The organism is Streptomyces canarius (genome assembly GCF_014650735.1).
Classification (GTDB): domain Bacteria; phylum Actinomycetota; class Actinomycetes; order Streptomycetales; family Streptomycetaceae; genus Streptomyces; species Streptomyces olivaceoviridis.
The window spans coordinates 155,987-169,953 of the sequence record NZ_BMVN01000015.1 but is presented as its reverse complement, the minus strand read 5'-3'; the positions used below and the strand labels follow the sequence as shown (position 1 = coordinate 169,953).

Sequence of the window (13,967 nt, the reverse complement as noted above, 5' to 3'; positions counted from 1 at the left end):
GGAACCGCGCGACCAGCCGCACACGACCCGCACGCGTGGGACGGGCCCGAGGCGGACCCAGGCCCTGTCGTTTGGATCAGGCCGGCTACGAGGAGCGGTGCCGTCGAGCCGAGCCGAGCGGAACCTGGTGCGTGCAGCTGCAAGGCGGAGGAGGGCGCCAACGCGATGGGGGTCCCCCGCGCGAGCGCAGCCGAGCGTGGGGGAGTTGGCAACCGACGACAGCGCGGCAGATGTGCGTGCCGGGCCCCGCGACGCCGGGATGGTCCAAACGACAGGACCTACTCCACCGGCGCCTCCCCGAACCGCGCCAGCGCCAACGCCCCCACCACGGCCACCGCGAACCCCAGCGCCGCGAGCCACCCCAGCCCCTCGCGCGTACGGTCCCCGAGCCAGACCACCCCCACCGCGGCCGGCCCGATCGTCTCGCCGAGCACCATCCCGGCCGTCGCGGTCGTCACCGATCCCCGCTGGAGGGCCGAGGTGAGCAGCAGGAACGCGGCGCCGCCACCGAGCAGCAGCGCGTAGGTGGCCGGGTTGCCCAGCAGATCCCCCACCCGCAGCGAGTCGATCAGCCGTACCGCGACCTCCACCACCCCGAACCCGAACCCGGCGCCGAGCCCCAGCAGCAGCGCCCGGGTCCGGCCGGACAGGCGCCCGCCGACCCCGCCGAGCAGCAGCACGCCCACCGCCGCGGCGACCATCGCGTACCGCAGCCAGTCCGGCCCGCTCCGGTCGCCCTCGGTGCCCGAGGCCAGCCCCAGCATGGCGAGCCCCGCGCACACCACCCCCACGGCGGCCCACTCCACCCCGCTCAGCCGGACCCGCAGCAGCCGCGCCGCCACCACCGCCGTCACCGCGAGGCTCGCCGCCAGCGCCGCGCCCACCGCGTAGATCGGCACCGAGCGCAGGGCCGCGATCTGGAGCAGGAAGCCCAGCCCGTCCAGCGCGAGACCGGCGAGATACCGCCACTGCCGCAGCGCCCGCAGCAGCAGCGCCGCGTCCCCGCCGCCACCCTCCTCGGCGCCCGCCGCCCGCGCGGCCACCGCCTGCAACACCGTGGCCGTACCGAAGCAGACCGCCGCACCGAGGGCGCACACCATTCCAAACAGCACGAACCGACTCTAGGGGAGCGGCAGATGAAGGACCCGCCGGGGGGAATACTCACACCGATCTCTAGGCTGGCCGCCGAACACGGCGACCGGATCCGGGCGACTGGATCCAGCCGATCACGCCATCCGAATCCGACGGGGGAGACACCACGATGGACCGCACACGCCGACCACTCCGCTCCGGCACGGTCGTCCTCGGCGGCGTGGGCCTGCTGGCCGCCGCGCTCACCGCCTGCTCGTCCGAGCCGGACAAGCGCTGCGTCGACCGGGACAGCTACAACCTCGCCAAGGGGTACAAGGTCGTCTCGGACAAGAACTGCAAGACCACCGGCGCGTCCGGGAAGACGACGGGCAAGAAGACGCCAGGCAGGAAGACGACCGTCAGGAAGAAGGTCGACGCCGCCTGGTACTACGAGGGCGACGAGAAGAACGGCTGGGTCGACGGCGGCTCCTTCACCAAGCCCGGCAAGGGCTCGGGCAGCGGCTCGTACGACGATGACGACGACCACCACAGCGGAGGCGGCGGAGTCCACCGCGGCGGCTTCGGCGGCGGCAAGGGCAGCTCCGGCGGCTGACCGGAACACGCGCATGGAACGCCGTACCACCACCCCCCGCCCCGGCTGGCAGCAGACCGTGGAGGCGCAGGGCCTGGTCTACCCGCTCACCCGCCACCCCGACGGCTCGCTGCGCCCCTACTGGGACGAGAGCGCCTACTACGTCTTCACCCTGGACGAGGTGGAGGCGCTGGAGGAGACCGTCGAGGAACTCCACCGCATGTGCCTGGCCGCCGCCGGGCACATCGTGTCCGAGAACCGTCTGGCGGACCTCGGCATCACGGACCCGCGGGTGGCCGCCGCGGTCACCGAGGCCTGGCACCGCCGTGCCGAACTGCCCTCCGTCTACGGCCGTTTCGACCTGCGCTACGACGGCACGGGACCGGCGAAGCTGCTGGAGTACAACGCCGACACCCCGACCTCGCTGGTGGAGGCCGCCTCCCCGCAGTGGTTCTGGATGGAGGACCGTTTCCCCGGCGCGGACCAGTGGAACTCCCTGCACGAACGCCTGGTCGAAGCCTGGCGCTCCCAGTCGGCGCTGCTGCCTCCGGGCAGCCCGCTGCACTTCGCGCACTCCTCGGCCGACGAACTCGGCGAGGACCTGATGACGGTCGCCTACCTGAAGGAGACCGCCGAGCAGGCCGGCCTCACCACCGACTGGCTGGCCATGGAGGAGATCGGCTGGGACGCCCTCTCCGGCCGTTTCGTCGACAACCGGCTCCGCTTCATCCGCGGCATCTTCAAGCTCTACCCCTGGGAGTGGCTCACCACCGACGCCTTCGGCGGACACGTCCTGGACACCCTGGACAACGGCGGCGGCACCGGCAGCACCCTGTGGATCGAACCGGCCTGGAAGATGCTCCTGAGCAACAAGGCCCTCCTGGCGATCCTGTGGGAGCTGTACCCCGGCCACCCGAACCTCCTGCCCGCCTACCTGGACGGCCCCCGGGAGCTGACCGGCACGGCCGGCTACGTGGCCAAGCCCCTCCTCGGCCGCGAGGGCGAGGGCGTCACGATCCACGAGCCGGGATCACCGGGCGCCCCGCGTGACGAGCCCTGCTGCTACCAGCAGTTGGCGCCCCTCCCCGCCTTCGACGGCAACCACGTGGTCCTCGGCGCCTGGGTGGTCCAGGACGAGCCCGCGGGCCTCGGCATCCGCGAGTCCACCGGCCTGATCACCGACGAGTACGCCCGCTTCCTGCCCCACGTGATCCTCTAGCCGGCCGTCACCGCGGCGCCCCCGAGCAGCGTCTCCACCGCCGCCCGCGCGTGCCCCGCCGGGGCCGGGTCGCCGGTGATGGCCGCGGTGACGATGGCTCCCTCGGCGAGCAGGAAGACCGGTTCGGCCACCGGTGCGCCGGTGGCGCGGACCCAGGTCGCCAGCTGGTCGTGGAAGGCGCGCTTGTGGGCGCGGACCTCCGCCAGCACCGGCTCCGACGACGAGCCGAGTTCGCCGTGGGCGTTGATCCAGGCGCAGCCGCGGAAGCCGGGTTCGGCGAACCACGCGGCGAGCCAGTCGAAGACCGCGAGCACCCGTGCGCGGGGGTCCCGGACGCTCTCCACGTGGGCGGCGAGGTTCGCGCGCCAGCGCCGGTCGCGGTGCCTGAGCATGGCGACGACCAGGTCCTCCTTGGTCGCGAAGAGCCGGTAGATGCGCTTCAGGGGCAGGCCGGAGGCCTCGCGGACCCGGTCCATGCCGACCGCCTGGATGCCGTGCGCGTAGAAGAGCGCCTCCGCCGCGTCCAGGAGCGCTTCGCGGTCCAAGCGGTTCTGTTCCTCGGTGGCGGCGGCGGGCATCGGGGCTCCTTGACGTTGAGAACGAGCGTTCTCTATCGTAGCTCCATCGATGGAGAACGCTCGTTCTCGACTTCGTCCCGACGTGGTCCCGACGCCGTTCCCCACCTCGCCCCGACCCGAGGAGGCCGCCGTGCCCGAAGACCGCCCGCCCTACCCGCCGTTCACCCTGGAGACCGCCCGCCGGAAGGTGCAGGCGGCCGAGGACGCCTGGAACACCCGCGACCCCCACCGGGTGGCCCTCGCCTACACCCCGGACTCCGTCTGGCGGAACCGGGACCGGTTCGTCACCGGCCGCGAGGAGATCGTCGCCTTCCTGACCGAGAAGTGGGAGCGCGAGCGGGACTACGCGCTGCGCAAGGGCCTGTGGAGCTTCCACGAGAACCGCATCGCCGTCCGCTTCCAGTACGAGTGCCGCGACGCCGACGGCCAGTGGTGGCGCTCCTACGGCAACGAGCTGTGGGAGTTCGACGAGCACGGCCTGATGCTCCGCCGCGAGGCCAGCATCAACGACGTGGCCATCGAGGAGTCCGACCGGCGCATCTTCGGGCCCCGGCCCGCCGGCGAGCACGGCGCCGACTTCCCCCTCCACTGACCGGGCCCCGTCCCTGATCACGCCCCGGTCAGCACCGCCCGGAGCTGCTCCACCCCCCAGTCCAGGTCGTCCTCGCCGATCACCAGCGGCGGCGCGATCCGGACGGTCGACCCGTGGGTGTCCTTGACCAGGACCCCACGGGCCAGCAGCCGCTCGGAGACCTCCCGCCCGGTGCCCACCGCCGGGGAGACGTCCACCCCGGCCCACAGCCCCCGACCCCGCACCGCCGTCACCCGGCCCGTGCCCAGCAGCCCGCCCAGCCGTCCGTGCAGCCGCTCGCCCAGCCGCGCCGCCCGCTCCTGGTACTCACCGGTCCGCAACATCGCGATCACCTCCAGCGCCACCGCGCAGGCCAGCGGATTCCCGCCGAACGTCGACCCGTGCTCGCCCGGCCGGTACACCCCGAGCACCGCCGCGCTCGACACCACGGCCGACACCGGCAGGATCCCGCCGCCCAGCGCCTTGCCCAGCACGTACACGTCCGGGACCACCCCCTCGTGCTCGCACGCGAAGGTCCGCCCGGTGCGCCCCAGGCCCGACTGGATCTCGTCGGCGACGAAGAGGACGTTCCGCTCGCGGGTCAGCTCCCGCACCCCGGCCAGATAACCGGCAGGCGGCACGATCACCCCCGACTCGCCCTGGATCGGCTCCAGCAGCACCGCCACCGTGTTCTCCGTCAGCGCCGACCGCATCGCGGTCAGGTCCCCGTACGGCACGATCTCGAAGCCCGGGGTGTACGGCCCGAAGTCCGCACGGGCCTCCGGGTCGGTGGAGAAGCTGATGAGAGTCGTCGTACGGCCGTGGAAGTTGCCGCCCGCCACGACGACCTTCGCCATCTCCCCGGGCACCCCCTTCACCCGGTACCCCCACTTCCGGGCCGTCTTCACCGCGCTCTCCACCGCCTCCGCGCCCGTGTTCATGGGCAGCACCATCTCCATCCCGCACAGCTCGGCGAGCTCCGTGCAGAACGCGGCGAACCGGTCGTGGTGGAAGGCGCGGGAGGTCAGCGTCACCCGGTCCAGCTGCCGCCGGGCCGCCTCGGCCAGCCGCCGGTTGCCGTGCCCGAAGTTCAGCGCCGAGTAACCGGCCAGCAGATCCAGGTAGCGCCGCCCCGCCACGTCGGTCAGCCACGCCCCCTCACCCGTGGCGATCACCACCGGCAGCGGGTCGTAGGTGGGCGCGCAGTGCGCGCCGGCGGCGGCGATGAGGTCTTGCGCAGCGGTCACGGCCTCTCCCGGAGACGACTCGGACTCGACGGTGACCTCCTTCTTATCCTCGCTCGCATGGTGGACGCGGGACCTGCCCCGCGCGGCGCGCCCGGTAGGCTGACGAGCGGGCCGTGACTGGCGCGCTGGGATGGGACGGACCATCAGGGAGCGGCCCGAGCGGGAAGAGTGCCGTGCGCCTGGGCCGAACGTGAACGCTGTACGCACACCGTCCGGAGGTCCCCCGATGCCCGAGAATTCCGCCTCCCTCTCCGCCGAGTCGACCGCCTTCCGTGCCGCCCTCGACGTGATCCGCGCCGTCGAGCCGCGCGTCGCCGACGCCATCGGCCAGGAGGTCACCGACCAGCGCGAGATGCTCAAGCTGATCGCCTCGGAGAACTACGCCTCCCCGGCGACCCTGCTCGCGATGGGCAACTGGTTCAGCGACAAGTACGCCGAGGGCACCGTCGGCCGCCGCTTCTACGCCGGCTGCCGCAACGTCGACACCGTCGAGTCCCTCGCCGCCGAGCACGCCCGCGAACTCTTCGGCGCCCGCCACGCCTACGTCCAGCCGCACTCCGGCATCGACGCCAACCTGGTCGCCTTCTGGGCCGTCCTCGCCGACCGCGTCGAGGCGCCCTTCCTGGAGAAGGCCGGCGTCCGCCAGGTCAACGACCTGACCGAGGCCGACTGGGCCGAGCTCCGCCAGGCCTTCGGCAACCAGCGCATGCTCGGCATGTCCCTGGACGCCGGCGGCCACCTCACCCACGGCTTCCGCCCGAACATCTCCGGCAAGATGTTCGACCAGCGCTCCTACGGCACCGACCCGGCCACCGGCCTCATCGACTACGAGGCCCTGCGCGCCCAGGCCCGCGAGTTCAAGCCGCTGATCATCGTCGCCGGCTACTCCGCGTACCCCCGGCTGGTGAACTTCCGGATCATGCGCGAGATCGCCGACGAGGTCGGCGCCACCCTCATGGTCGACATGGCGCACTTCGCCGGCCTGGTCGCGGGCAAGGTCCTCACCGGCGACTTCGACCCGGTCCCGCACGCCCAGATCGTCACCACGACCACCCACAAGTCGCTGCGCGGCCCGCGCGGCGGCATGGTCCTGTGCGACGACTCCCTCAAGGACCAGGTGGACCGCGGCTGCCCGATGGTCCTCGGCGGCCCGCTCCCGCACGTCATGGCCGCCAAGGCCGTAGCCCTGGCCGAGGCCCGGCAGCCCGCCTTCCAGGACTACGCCCAGCGCATCGTGGACAACTCCCGCGCCCTGGCCGAGGGCCTGATGCGCCGCGGCGCCACCCTCGTCACCGGCGGCACCGACAACCACCTCTGCCTGATCGACGTCGCCACCTCCTACGGCCTCACCGGCCGCCAGGCCGAGGCCGCGCTGCTCGATTCCGGCATCGTCACCAACCGCAACGCCATCCCGGCCGACCCGAACGGCGCCTGGTACACCTCCGGCATCCGCATCGGCACCCCGGCGCTCACCACCCGCGGCCTCGGCACGGCGGAGATGGACGAGGTGGCGGGCCTGATCGACCGCGTCCTCAGCACCACCGAGCCGGGCACCACCAAGTCCGGCGCCCCCTCCAAGGCGGCCCACGTCCTGGACGAGAAGGTCGCCCAGGAGATCTCCCGGCGGGCGACGGACCTGGTCGCGGGCTTCCCGCTGTACCCGCAGGTCGACCTCGGCTGAAACGCCCCTGAAAGAGGCGCGGGGAACTGCGCGAGCCACCACGGGCGGCCCGCAGTTCCCCACGCACCGAACCCGTCAAACTCTCTGCGACAATAAAAAGCATGGCTGACCGACCTCGCGTGCTCTCCGGCATCCAGCCCACGGCTGGCTCGTTCCACCTCGGCAACTACCTCGGCGCCGTCCGCCAGTGGGTGGCCCTCCAGGAGTCCCACGACGCGTTCTACATGGTCGTCGACCTGCACGCGATCACGGTCCCGCAGGACCCGAAGGAGCTGCGCGCCAACACCCGGCTCGCCGCCGCCCAGCTGCTGGCCGCCGGACTGGACCCGGACCGCTGCACGCTCTTCGTGCAGAGCCACGTCCCCGAGCACGCCCAGCTCGCCTGGATCATGAACTGCCTCACCGGCTTCGGCGAGGCCAGCCGCATGACCCAGTTCAAGGACAAGTCCGCCAAACAGGGCGCCGACCGCGCCTCCGTCGGCCTCTTCACGTACCCGATCCTCCAGGTCGCGGACATCCTGCTGTACCAGGCGGGCGAGGTGCCCGTGGGTGAGGACCAGCGCCAGCACATCGAGCTGACCCGGGACCTCGCCGAGCGCTTCAACGGCCGCTTCGGCGACACCTTCACGATCCCGAAGCCGTACATCCTCAAGGAGACGGCGAAGATCTACGACCTCCAGGACCCGACGGTCAAGATGAGCAAGTCGGCGTCCACGCCGAAGGGCCTCATCAACCTCCTCGACGAGCCGAAGACCACGGCCAAGAAGGTCAAGAGCGCCGTCACCGACACGGACACGGTGATCCGCTACGACGTCGAGACCAAGCCGGGCGTCTCCAACCTCCTCACCATCTACTCCACGCTCACCGGCAAGACCGTCGCGGAGCTGGAGCAGGAGTACGAGGGCAAGATGTACGGCGCGCTCAAGACGGACCTCGCCGACGTCATGGTCGAGTTCGTCACGCCGTTCCGCGAGCGCACCCAGCAGTACCTGGACGACTCCGAGACGCTGGACGCGGTCCTCGCCAAGGGCGCCGAGAAGGCGCGGGCCGTCGCCGCCGAGACCCTCGCGCAGGCGTACGACCGCGTGGGCTTCCTCCCGGCCAAGCACTGAGGCGTACGACCGCACGGGTCCGTACGGGCAGAGCGCTGCACATCACTTCCGCCGCGCCTGCCCGAAGGACATCCGTGGCCGTACAGTCGATAGCCGACGGCCGGGACGAGACGGCCGAGAAGACGACAGACGCGACGACAGGAGACGACGTGGGGACCGTAACGATCGGCGTGTCGATCGCGGTCCCGGAGCCTCACGGCAGCCTGCTCCAGGAGCGGCGCGCGGGCTTCGGCGACGCCGCGGCTCACGGCATCCCCACGCACGTCACGCTGCTGCCGCCGACCGAGGTGGACGAGGCCGACCTGTCGGCGATCGACGCACACCTCTCCGAGGTCGCCACCGCGGGCCGGCCGTTCCCGATGCGGCTGTCCGGCACCGGCACCTTCCGGCCCCTGTCGCCGGTGGTCTACGTGCGGGTCGTCGAGGGCGCCGACGCGTGCGCCTGGCTCCAGCAGTGCATCCGGGACGCCTCGGGGCCGGTGGCGCGCGAGTTGCAGTTCCCGTACCACCCGCACGTCACCGTCGCGCACGGCATCGACGACGCGGCCATGGACCGCGCCTTCGAGGAACTGGCCCAGTTCGAGGCCGAGTGGCCGTGCACCGGCTTCGCGCTGTACGAGCAGGGCCCCGACGGCGTCTGGCGCAAGCTGCGCGAGTACGCCTTCGGGGGGCCCGTGGTACCGCCCCAGCCGGGCCACGCGGAAGTGGAACGGGGCACGATCGCCAGCCGTTAGGCCATCAACCAGCGGTACACCGCGCGGGGCGCGTGCCGCAGGGCCGTCATCAGCAGCCGGAGCGCGCCCGGCACCCACACCGTCTCCGAGCGGCGGCGCAGGCCCAGTTCGATGGCCGTGGCGACCGCCTCCGGTGTGCTGGCGAGCGGTGTCCGCGTCCCGGCGGCCGGATGTCCCGTCCGCACGGACCCGGGACGTACGACCATGACGTGCACGCCGGTGCCGTGCAGGGCGTCGCCGAGGCCCTGGGCGAAGACGTCGAGACCGGCCTTGCTGGAGCCGTAGATGAAGTCGGCGCGGCGGGCGCGTTCGGCGGCGGCGGAGGACAGCACGACGAGGGAGCCGTGGCCCTGGCTCTGCAAGGCACGCCCGGCGACCAGGCCGGCCGAGACGGCCCCGGTGTAGTTGGTCTGGGCGACCCGCACCGCCCGCACCGGGTCGCGCTCGTCGTGTGCCTGGTCGCCGAGGATGCCGAAGGCGAGCAGCACCATGTCGACGGGCCCGTCGGTGAACACCTTGCCGAGGACGGCCTCGTGGGACTCGGGATCGAGCGCGTCGAAGGCGACGGTGTGCACGTCCGCGCCGAGCGCGCGCAGGCTCCCGGCGGCGTTCTCCAGCGCCAGGGAGGGGCGGCCCGCCAGCCACACCGTGCGGGTGCGGCGGGCGATCAGCCGGCGCGCGCTGGCCAGCGCGATCTCGGACGTGCCGCCGAGGACGAGCAGGGACTGGGGAAGAGCGGTGGCGTCCTTCATGACAGCCGACCGTATCGCCCGCATGTGACCGTTCTGCCGGAGAAACGCGGTGTTGACGTCCATGGGCAGCGGGCACAGTCGGATCATGGACTGGCTGAAGAGGCTCCCCGGCATCGGGCCGATCGTCACCCGGCTGATGCTCACGCACGCGTGGCGGTGCTACGAGCGGCTGGACCGGGTGAAGTGGACCCGGCTCGCCGCCGCCATGACGTTCGTCAGCTTCGTGGCGCTGTTCCCGCTGCTGACCGTGGCCGCCGCGATCACCGCCGCCACGCTCGGGCCGTCCCGCCAGAAGACCGTGGAGCACCAGATCGTCGACCAGTTCCCGGGCCTCGCCGACCAGTTGGACCTCACCTCCCTGGTGCAGAACGCGGGCACGGTCGGTGTCATCGCGGGCGCGGTCCTGCTGTTCACGGGCATCGGCTGGGTCGGTCAGGTGCGGGACTGCCTGCGCGCGGTGTGGGAGCTGCCGGACCGCGAGGAGAACCCGGTCGTCACCAAGGCCAAGGACGCGGTCATCCTGCTGGGCTTCGGCGGCGCCCTGCTGGTCACCCTCGCCGCGTCCACCCTCGCCTCGGCCGCCGTCGGCCTGGTCTCCCGGCAGATCGGCCTGGACGAACACAGCTGGGGCAGCGTCCTGTTGCAGATCGCCGCGTTCGCCGTCGCCGTGCTCGCCGACTTCCTCGTGCTGCTCTACGTCCTGACCCTGCTGCCCGGGGTCGAGCCGACGCGCCGCCGCCTGCTGGTCGCCGCGCTGCTCGGCGCGGTCGGCTTCGAACTGCTGAAGCTGCTCCTCAGCGGCTACATCCAGGGGGTCGCCGCGAAGAGCATGTACGGCGCGTTCGGCGTCCCCGTGGCACTGCTGCTGTGGATCAACTTCACGGCCAAACTGGTCCTGTTCTGCGCCTCCTGGACGGCGACGCCGAGCAAGGAGGAGGCGGGGCTCAGGGACGCGCCCGACGGCGCATCAGGTCCGGCAGCGGCCACCGGCGGTTGACCAGGAACGCCCCGCCCCCGAGCAGCACCAGCAGCCCGCCCGCGACGGCCAGGGCGATCCCGACCCCGCTGGAGCCGGACGCGGCGGTGGCGCTCGCCACGGGCTTCGACCCCGACCCGCCGGTCCGGGCCGCCTGTCCCGGGTCCTGCGCGGCGGACGTGCTCGGGCCGGGCCGCGGGGCCGTTGAGGAGGCGCTCTTCGGCGGCACCAGTTCGCCCACCGCGTTGACCTTGCCGACGGCCTGGAAGCCCCAGTCGAACAGCTTCGCGGTCTCCTTGTAGACCTCGTTGTGCTCGTGCTTCTCCGGGTTCATCACCGTGACGAGCAGCACCTTGCCGTTCCGCTCGGCGACCCCGGTGAAGGTGGCGCCCGCGTGCGTGGTGTTGCCGTTCTTCACGCCCGCGATCCCCTGGTAGACGGGGACGTCGGTGTCGCCGCTCAGCAGCCGGTTGGTGTTCCGGATCTCGGCGGAGCCGAACGTCGCGCTCACCGTCGAGCAGTAGTCGCGGAAGTCCTTCTTCTGCAACCCGGAGCGGGCGAACAGCGTCAGGTCGTACGCCGACGACACCTGCCCCGGCGCGTCGTAGCCGTCCGGCGAGACCACGTCCGTGTCCAGGGCCTGGAGTTCCTCGGCGTGGTCCTGCATGTCCTGGACGGTCTGCTTGACGCCGCCGTTCATCTGGGACAGCACGTGCACGGCGTCGTTGCCCGAGCGCAGGAAGACCCCGAGCCACAGGTCGTGGACGGAGTAGGTGGCGCCCTCCTTTATCCCGACCACGCTGGAGCCGACGCCCACGCCCTTGAGGTCCGACGCCGCCACCTTGTGCTCGGTGCTCCGGGGGAACCGGGGCAGCACGGTGTCCGCGAACAGCATCTTCAGCGTGCTCGCCGGGGGCAGCCGCCAGTGCGCGTTGTGCGCGGCGAGGACCTCCCCGGACTCGGCGTCGGAGACGATCCAGGAACGGGCGGTGAGGTCCTTGGGCAGGACCGGCACACCGGGGGCGAGGTTGACCTGCGTGCCGGGCATGCCGAGCCGGGCGCCGCCCACGGTGGACATCCGGGCCGGGGGCGTGGCCGTCGGGCTCGTCGAGGGGGTCGGCGCGGCGAGGGCGGCGGGCGCGGTGACGGACAGGGACAGCAGGGTGGCGGAGGTGACCAGCAGGGATCGCCTGACGGTCGTGTTCGGTGCGGGCACGACCGAGAACGTACCCGTACCCGACCGCGAAGTCCCGCGTCCCCTCCCACCCCCGACAAGGAACCGGACACGGGACGGCGATACTGGACCCATGAAGCTCAGCCGCCCGGTGTCCTGGTTCCTGCTCGTGTTCGGGGTGTGGTCCTGGGTCATCTGGGTCACTTTCGTCAAGAACCTGGTCAAGGACAGCAGCGGGCTCGCCTTCGACGACGGCCACCCGACCGCGTACTTCTGGGTGCACCTGCTGCTGGCGGTCGTCTCCTTCGTATGGGGGACGGTCATCGGGGTCATCGGGTTGCGCGGTCTGCGCGCACTGCGCCGGAATTCATAGCGGGGGACCGGTCGGGGTGGTCATCGTCTTCGCGCTCGTCGCACTGGCCGTCCTGGCCGTCGTGGCGGGCCTGCACTGGTACGTGTGGCGGCGCCTGGTCCGCGACACCACGCGGGGTCCGGGCCCGGCCCGCCGCGCCGGCACCGCGGTGTTCGTCGCCGGCCCGGTCCTGATGATCGGAGCCCTGGCCGCCGAACGCGCGGGCGCCCCCTTCTGGCTCCAGCGCACCCTGGCCTGGCCGGGCTTCCTGTGGATGGCCCTCGCGCTGTACCTGCTCCTGGCGGTCCTGGCGACCGAGGCCCTACGCCCCCTCCTCGCCCGCCGCACCACGCCGCCTTCCGACGCCCCGAGCCGGAACGGGGTGGCTTCGCCCGCCGACGCCCCGATCCCGGACCCGGTGGACTCGCCTTCCGGCCGCCCGAGCTTGGACTCGGTGGGCTCGCCTTCCGGCGTCCCGAGTCGGGACGGGGTGGCTGCGCCCGCCGACGCCCCGATCCCGGACGCCGTGGCGTCCTCTGTCGGCGGTTCGAGCCCGGATGCCGTGGGCTCGCTTGTCGATGGCCCGAGCGGGGACGCCGTGGGCTCACCTCCCGGCCGTCCGAGCCCGGACGCCGTGGGCTCACCTCCCGGCCACCCGAGCCCCGACCCCGTGGCCTCGCCTCCCGGCCACCCGAGCCCCGACCCCGTGGCCTCGCCTCCCGGCCACCCGAGCCCCGACCCCGTGGCCTCGCCTCCCGGCCACCCGAGCCCCGACCCCGTGGCCTCGCCTCCCGGCCACCCGAGCCCCGACCCCGTGGCCTCGCCTCCCGGCCGTCCGAGTCGGGGGACGGGGGTCCAGGGGGCGGAGCCCCCTGGGGTGGGCACCGGGGTGCCGGGTGCCCAGGGGCCCACCCGGCGCCTCGTCGTCTCCCGCCTCCTCGCCGGCGCGGCCACCACCGCCGCCGTGGCGACAGTCGGCCACGGCACCTACGGAGTCCTGAAGGGCCCCCGGGTCAAACGCGTCACCGTACCGCTGGCCAAACTCCCGCGAGCAGCCCACGGCTTCCGCATAGCCGTCGTCAGCGACATCCACCTCGGCCCCGTCCTCGGCCGAGGCTTCGCACAGCGGGTCGTCGACACGGTCAACGCCACCCGGCCGGACCTGATCGCGGTCGTCGGCGACCTGGTCGACGGCAGCGTCAAGGACCTCGGCCCGGCCGCCGCCCCCCTCGCCCGGCTCAGCGCCCGCCACGGCGCGTACTTCGTCACGGGCAACCACGAGTACTTCTCCGGCGTCGAGCAGTGGATCGAGGAGGTCCGCGACCTCGGCCTGCACCCGCTCCAGAACGCCCGCACCGAGCTGCCGTACTTCGACCTGGCCGGCGTCAACGACGTGCAGGGCGAGAGCGAGGGCCAGGGCCCGGACTTCGCCAGGGCACTCAGCGACCGGGACCCGGCACGCGCGTGCGTGCTGCTCGCCCACCAGCCGGTGCAGATCCACGAGGCCGTACGCCACGGCGTCGACCTCCAGCTCTCCGGCCACACCCACGGCGGCCAGCTCTGGCCCGGCAGCCTCCTCGCCGCCGCGGCCAACCCGACGGTCGCCGGTCTCGACCGCTACGGCGACACGCAGTTGTACGTCAGCAGGGGCGCGGGCGCCTGGGGACCGCCCACGCGCGTGGGGGCGCCGTCGGACGTGACGGTGATCGAACTGGCCGCCAAGCGCGCATGAGCCGCGGAACGCGCCGAGCCGCCCCCCGTTCGACCGGGACCGCTCCCACGTCTGTGGAGGAGCTGTGAAACCCGGCGGAAACAACACCTCGGTAAGTTCTGCCACAACTGGTCAGAAAGCCCTTCCCCGCGGTGAAACCGGTGTGATTAGGTGAGCCGCGCCACTTAGGGGAGTGG

The 13,967-nt window shown here is 72.5% G+C and carries 14 protein-coding genes and 1 riboswitch; of the genes, 9 read left to right on the top strand and 5 right to left on the bottom strand.

The window, feature by feature from the left end; translation table 11 throughout:
- Positions 1 to 278 precede the first annotated feature (278 nt).
- Positions 279 to 1,100 carry a DMT family transporter gene (locus IE294_RS22385; RefSeq protein ID WP_189888894.1) on the bottom strand — a complete coding sequence of 274 codons (822 nt, stop codon included), beginning with the start codon at positions 1,098 to 1,100 and terminating at the stop codon, positions 279 to 281.
- Positions 1,101 to 1,261: 161 nt separating this feature from the next.
- Here IE294_RS22385 and IE294_RS22380 point away from each other — a divergent pair, with 161 nt between their 5' ends.
- Both IE294_RS22380 and IE294_RS22375 read left to right on the top strand, forming a co-directional pair.
- Entirely contained in the window at positions 1,262 to 1,684 is a 423-nt protein-coding gene (locus tag IE294_RS22380) for a hypothetical protein (RefSeq protein WP_189888815.1), read from the top strand.
- A gap of 13 nt (positions 1,685 to 1,697) precedes the next feature.
- A complete protein-coding gene (locus IE294_RS22375; RefSeq protein ID WP_189888813.1) occupies positions 1,698 to 2,882 on the top strand; it encodes a glutathionylspermidine synthase family protein in 1,185 nt (394 codons plus the stop codon).
- Here the strand turns inward: IE294_RS22375 and IE294_RS22370 are convergent.
- Entirely contained in the window at positions 2,879 to 3,460 is a 582-nt protein-coding gene (locus IE294_RS22370; protein ID WP_189888811.1) for a TetR/AcrR family transcriptional regulator, read from the bottom strand. The two genes, IE294_RS22375 and IE294_RS22370, sit on opposite strands and share 4 nt — an antisense overlap.
- Positions 3,461 to 3,590: 130 nt before the next feature.
- Here IE294_RS22370 and IE294_RS22365 point away from each other — a divergent pair, with 130 nt between their 5' ends.
- Positions 3,591 to 4,052, top strand: coding sequence for a nuclear transport factor 2 family protein (locus tag IE294_RS22365; RefSeq protein WP_189888809.1), 462 nt, complete (start codon positions 3,591 to 3,593; stop codon positions 4,050 to 4,052).
- A gap of 17 nt (positions 4,053 to 4,069) precedes the next feature.
- Here the strand turns inward: IE294_RS22365 and rocD are convergent, their stop codons facing one another.
- On the bottom strand, positions 4,070 to 5,278 hold the full coding sequence (gene rocD, locus IE294_RS22360) for an ornithine--oxo-acid transaminase (RefSeq protein ID WP_189888807.1): 1,209 nt from the start codon (positions 5,276 to 5,278) through the stop codon (positions 4,070 to 4,072).
- Positions 5,279 to 5,381: 103 nt separating this feature from the next.
- Positions 5,382 to 5,470: riboswitch (ZMP/ZTP riboswitch) on the top strand.
- Between the two features lie 34 nt (positions 5,471 to 5,504).
- On the opposite strand from rocD, the gene IE294_RS22355 reads away from it, so the two are divergent.
- From IE294_RS22355 to IE294_RS22345, 3 genes are all read left to right on the top strand, one after another.
- A complete protein-coding gene (locus tag IE294_RS22355; protein ID WP_189888805.1) occupies positions 5,505 to 6,959 on the top strand; it encodes a glycine hydroxymethyltransferase in 1,455 nt (484 codons plus the stop codon).
- A gap of 101 nt (positions 6,960 to 7,060) precedes the next feature.
- A complete protein-coding gene (trpS, locus tag IE294_RS22350; protein WP_189817762.1) occupies positions 7,061 to 8,071 on the top strand; it encodes a tryptophan--tRNA ligase in 1,011 nt (336 codons plus the stop codon).
- Positions 8,072 to 8,220: 149 nt separating this feature from the next.
- Positions 8,221 to 8,805 (top strand): 2'-5' RNA ligase family protein, encoded by a 585-nt coding sequence (locus tag IE294_RS22345; RefSeq protein WP_189888892.1) that lies wholly within the window; start codon positions 8,221 to 8,223, stop codon positions 8,803 to 8,805.
- Here IE294_RS22345 and dprE2 read toward each other — a convergent pair.
- Complete coding sequence (dprE2, locus tag IE294_RS22340) at positions 8,802 to 9,557, bottom strand: decaprenylphospho-beta-D-erythro-pentofuranosid-2-ulose 2-reductase (protein WP_189888803.1); 756 nt, start codon at positions 9,555 to 9,557, stop codon at positions 8,802 to 8,804. The genes IE294_RS22345 and dprE2 overlap by 4 nt on opposite strands.
- An 85-nt stretch (positions 9,558 to 9,642) precedes the next feature.
- Here dprE2 and IE294_RS22335 point away from each other — a divergent pair, with 85 nt between their 5' ends.
- Positions 9,643 to 10,554, top strand: a complete 912-nt coding sequence (locus tag IE294_RS22335) for a YihY/virulence factor BrkB family protein (protein ID WP_189888801.1) — start codon at positions 9,643 to 9,645, stop codon at positions 10,552 to 10,554.
- Here the strand turns inward: IE294_RS22335 and IE294_RS22330 are convergent.
- The gene (locus IE294_RS22330) at positions 10,502 to 11,749 is read right to left on the bottom strand and encodes a D-alanyl-D-alanine carboxypeptidase family protein (RefSeq protein ID WP_229917293.1); all 1,248 of its coding nucleotides are present in this window, start codon (positions 11,747 to 11,749) and stop codon (positions 10,502 to 10,504) included. The two genes, IE294_RS22335 and IE294_RS22330, sit on opposite strands and share 53 nt — an antisense overlap.
- On the opposite strand from IE294_RS22330, the gene IE294_RS50295 reads away from it, so the two are divergent.
- Together IE294_RS50295 and IE294_RS22325 are read left to right on the top strand one after the other, a co-directional pair.
- Positions 11,676 to 12,080, top strand: coding sequence for an SCO4848 family membrane protein (locus tag IE294_RS50295; RefSeq protein ID WP_506005376.1), 405 nt, complete (start codon positions 11,676 to 11,678; stop codon positions 12,078 to 12,080). The two genes, IE294_RS22330 and IE294_RS50295, sit on opposite strands and share 74 nt — an antisense overlap.
- A 16-nt stretch (positions 12,081 to 12,096) precedes the next feature.
- Positions 12,097 to 13,791, top strand: coding sequence for a metallophosphoesterase (locus IE294_RS22325; protein ID WP_189888797.1), 1,695 nt, complete (start codon positions 12,097 to 12,099; stop codon positions 13,789 to 13,791).
- Positions 13,792 to 13,967: the final 176 nt, after the last annotated feature.

Coding starts and splice junctions, on each gene's coding strand:
- IE294_RS22375 (WP_189888813.1), top strand. CDS start 1,698: ATGGAACGCCGTACCACCACCCCCCGCCCCGGCTGGCAGCAGACCGTG.
- IE294_RS22380 (WP_189888815.1), top strand. CDS start 1,262: ATGGACCGCACACGCCGACCACTCCGCTCCGGCACGGTCGTCCTCGGC.
- IE294_RS22355 (WP_189888805.1), top strand. CDS start 5,505: ATGCCCGAGAATTCCGCCTCCCTCTCCGCCGAGTCGACCGCCTTCCGT.
- dprE2 (WP_189888803.1), bottom strand. CDS start 9,557: ATGAAGGACGCCACCGCTCTTCCCCAGTCCCTGCTCGTCCTCGGCGGC.
- IE294_RS22385 (WP_189888894.1), bottom strand. CDS start 1,100: ATGGTGTGCGCCCTCGGTGCGGCGGTCTGCTTCGGTACGGCCACGGTG.
- IE294_RS22335 (WP_189888801.1), top strand. CDS start 9,643: ATGGACTGGCTGAAGAGGCTCCCCGGCATCGGGCCGATCGTCACCCGG.
- IE294_RS22370 (WP_189888811.1), bottom strand. CDS start 3,460: ATGCCCGCCGCCGCCACCGAGGAACAGAACCGCTTGGACCGCGAAGCG.
- trpS (WP_189817762.1), top strand. CDS start 7,061: ATGGCTGACCGACCTCGCGTGCTCTCCGGCATCCAGCCCACGGCTGGC.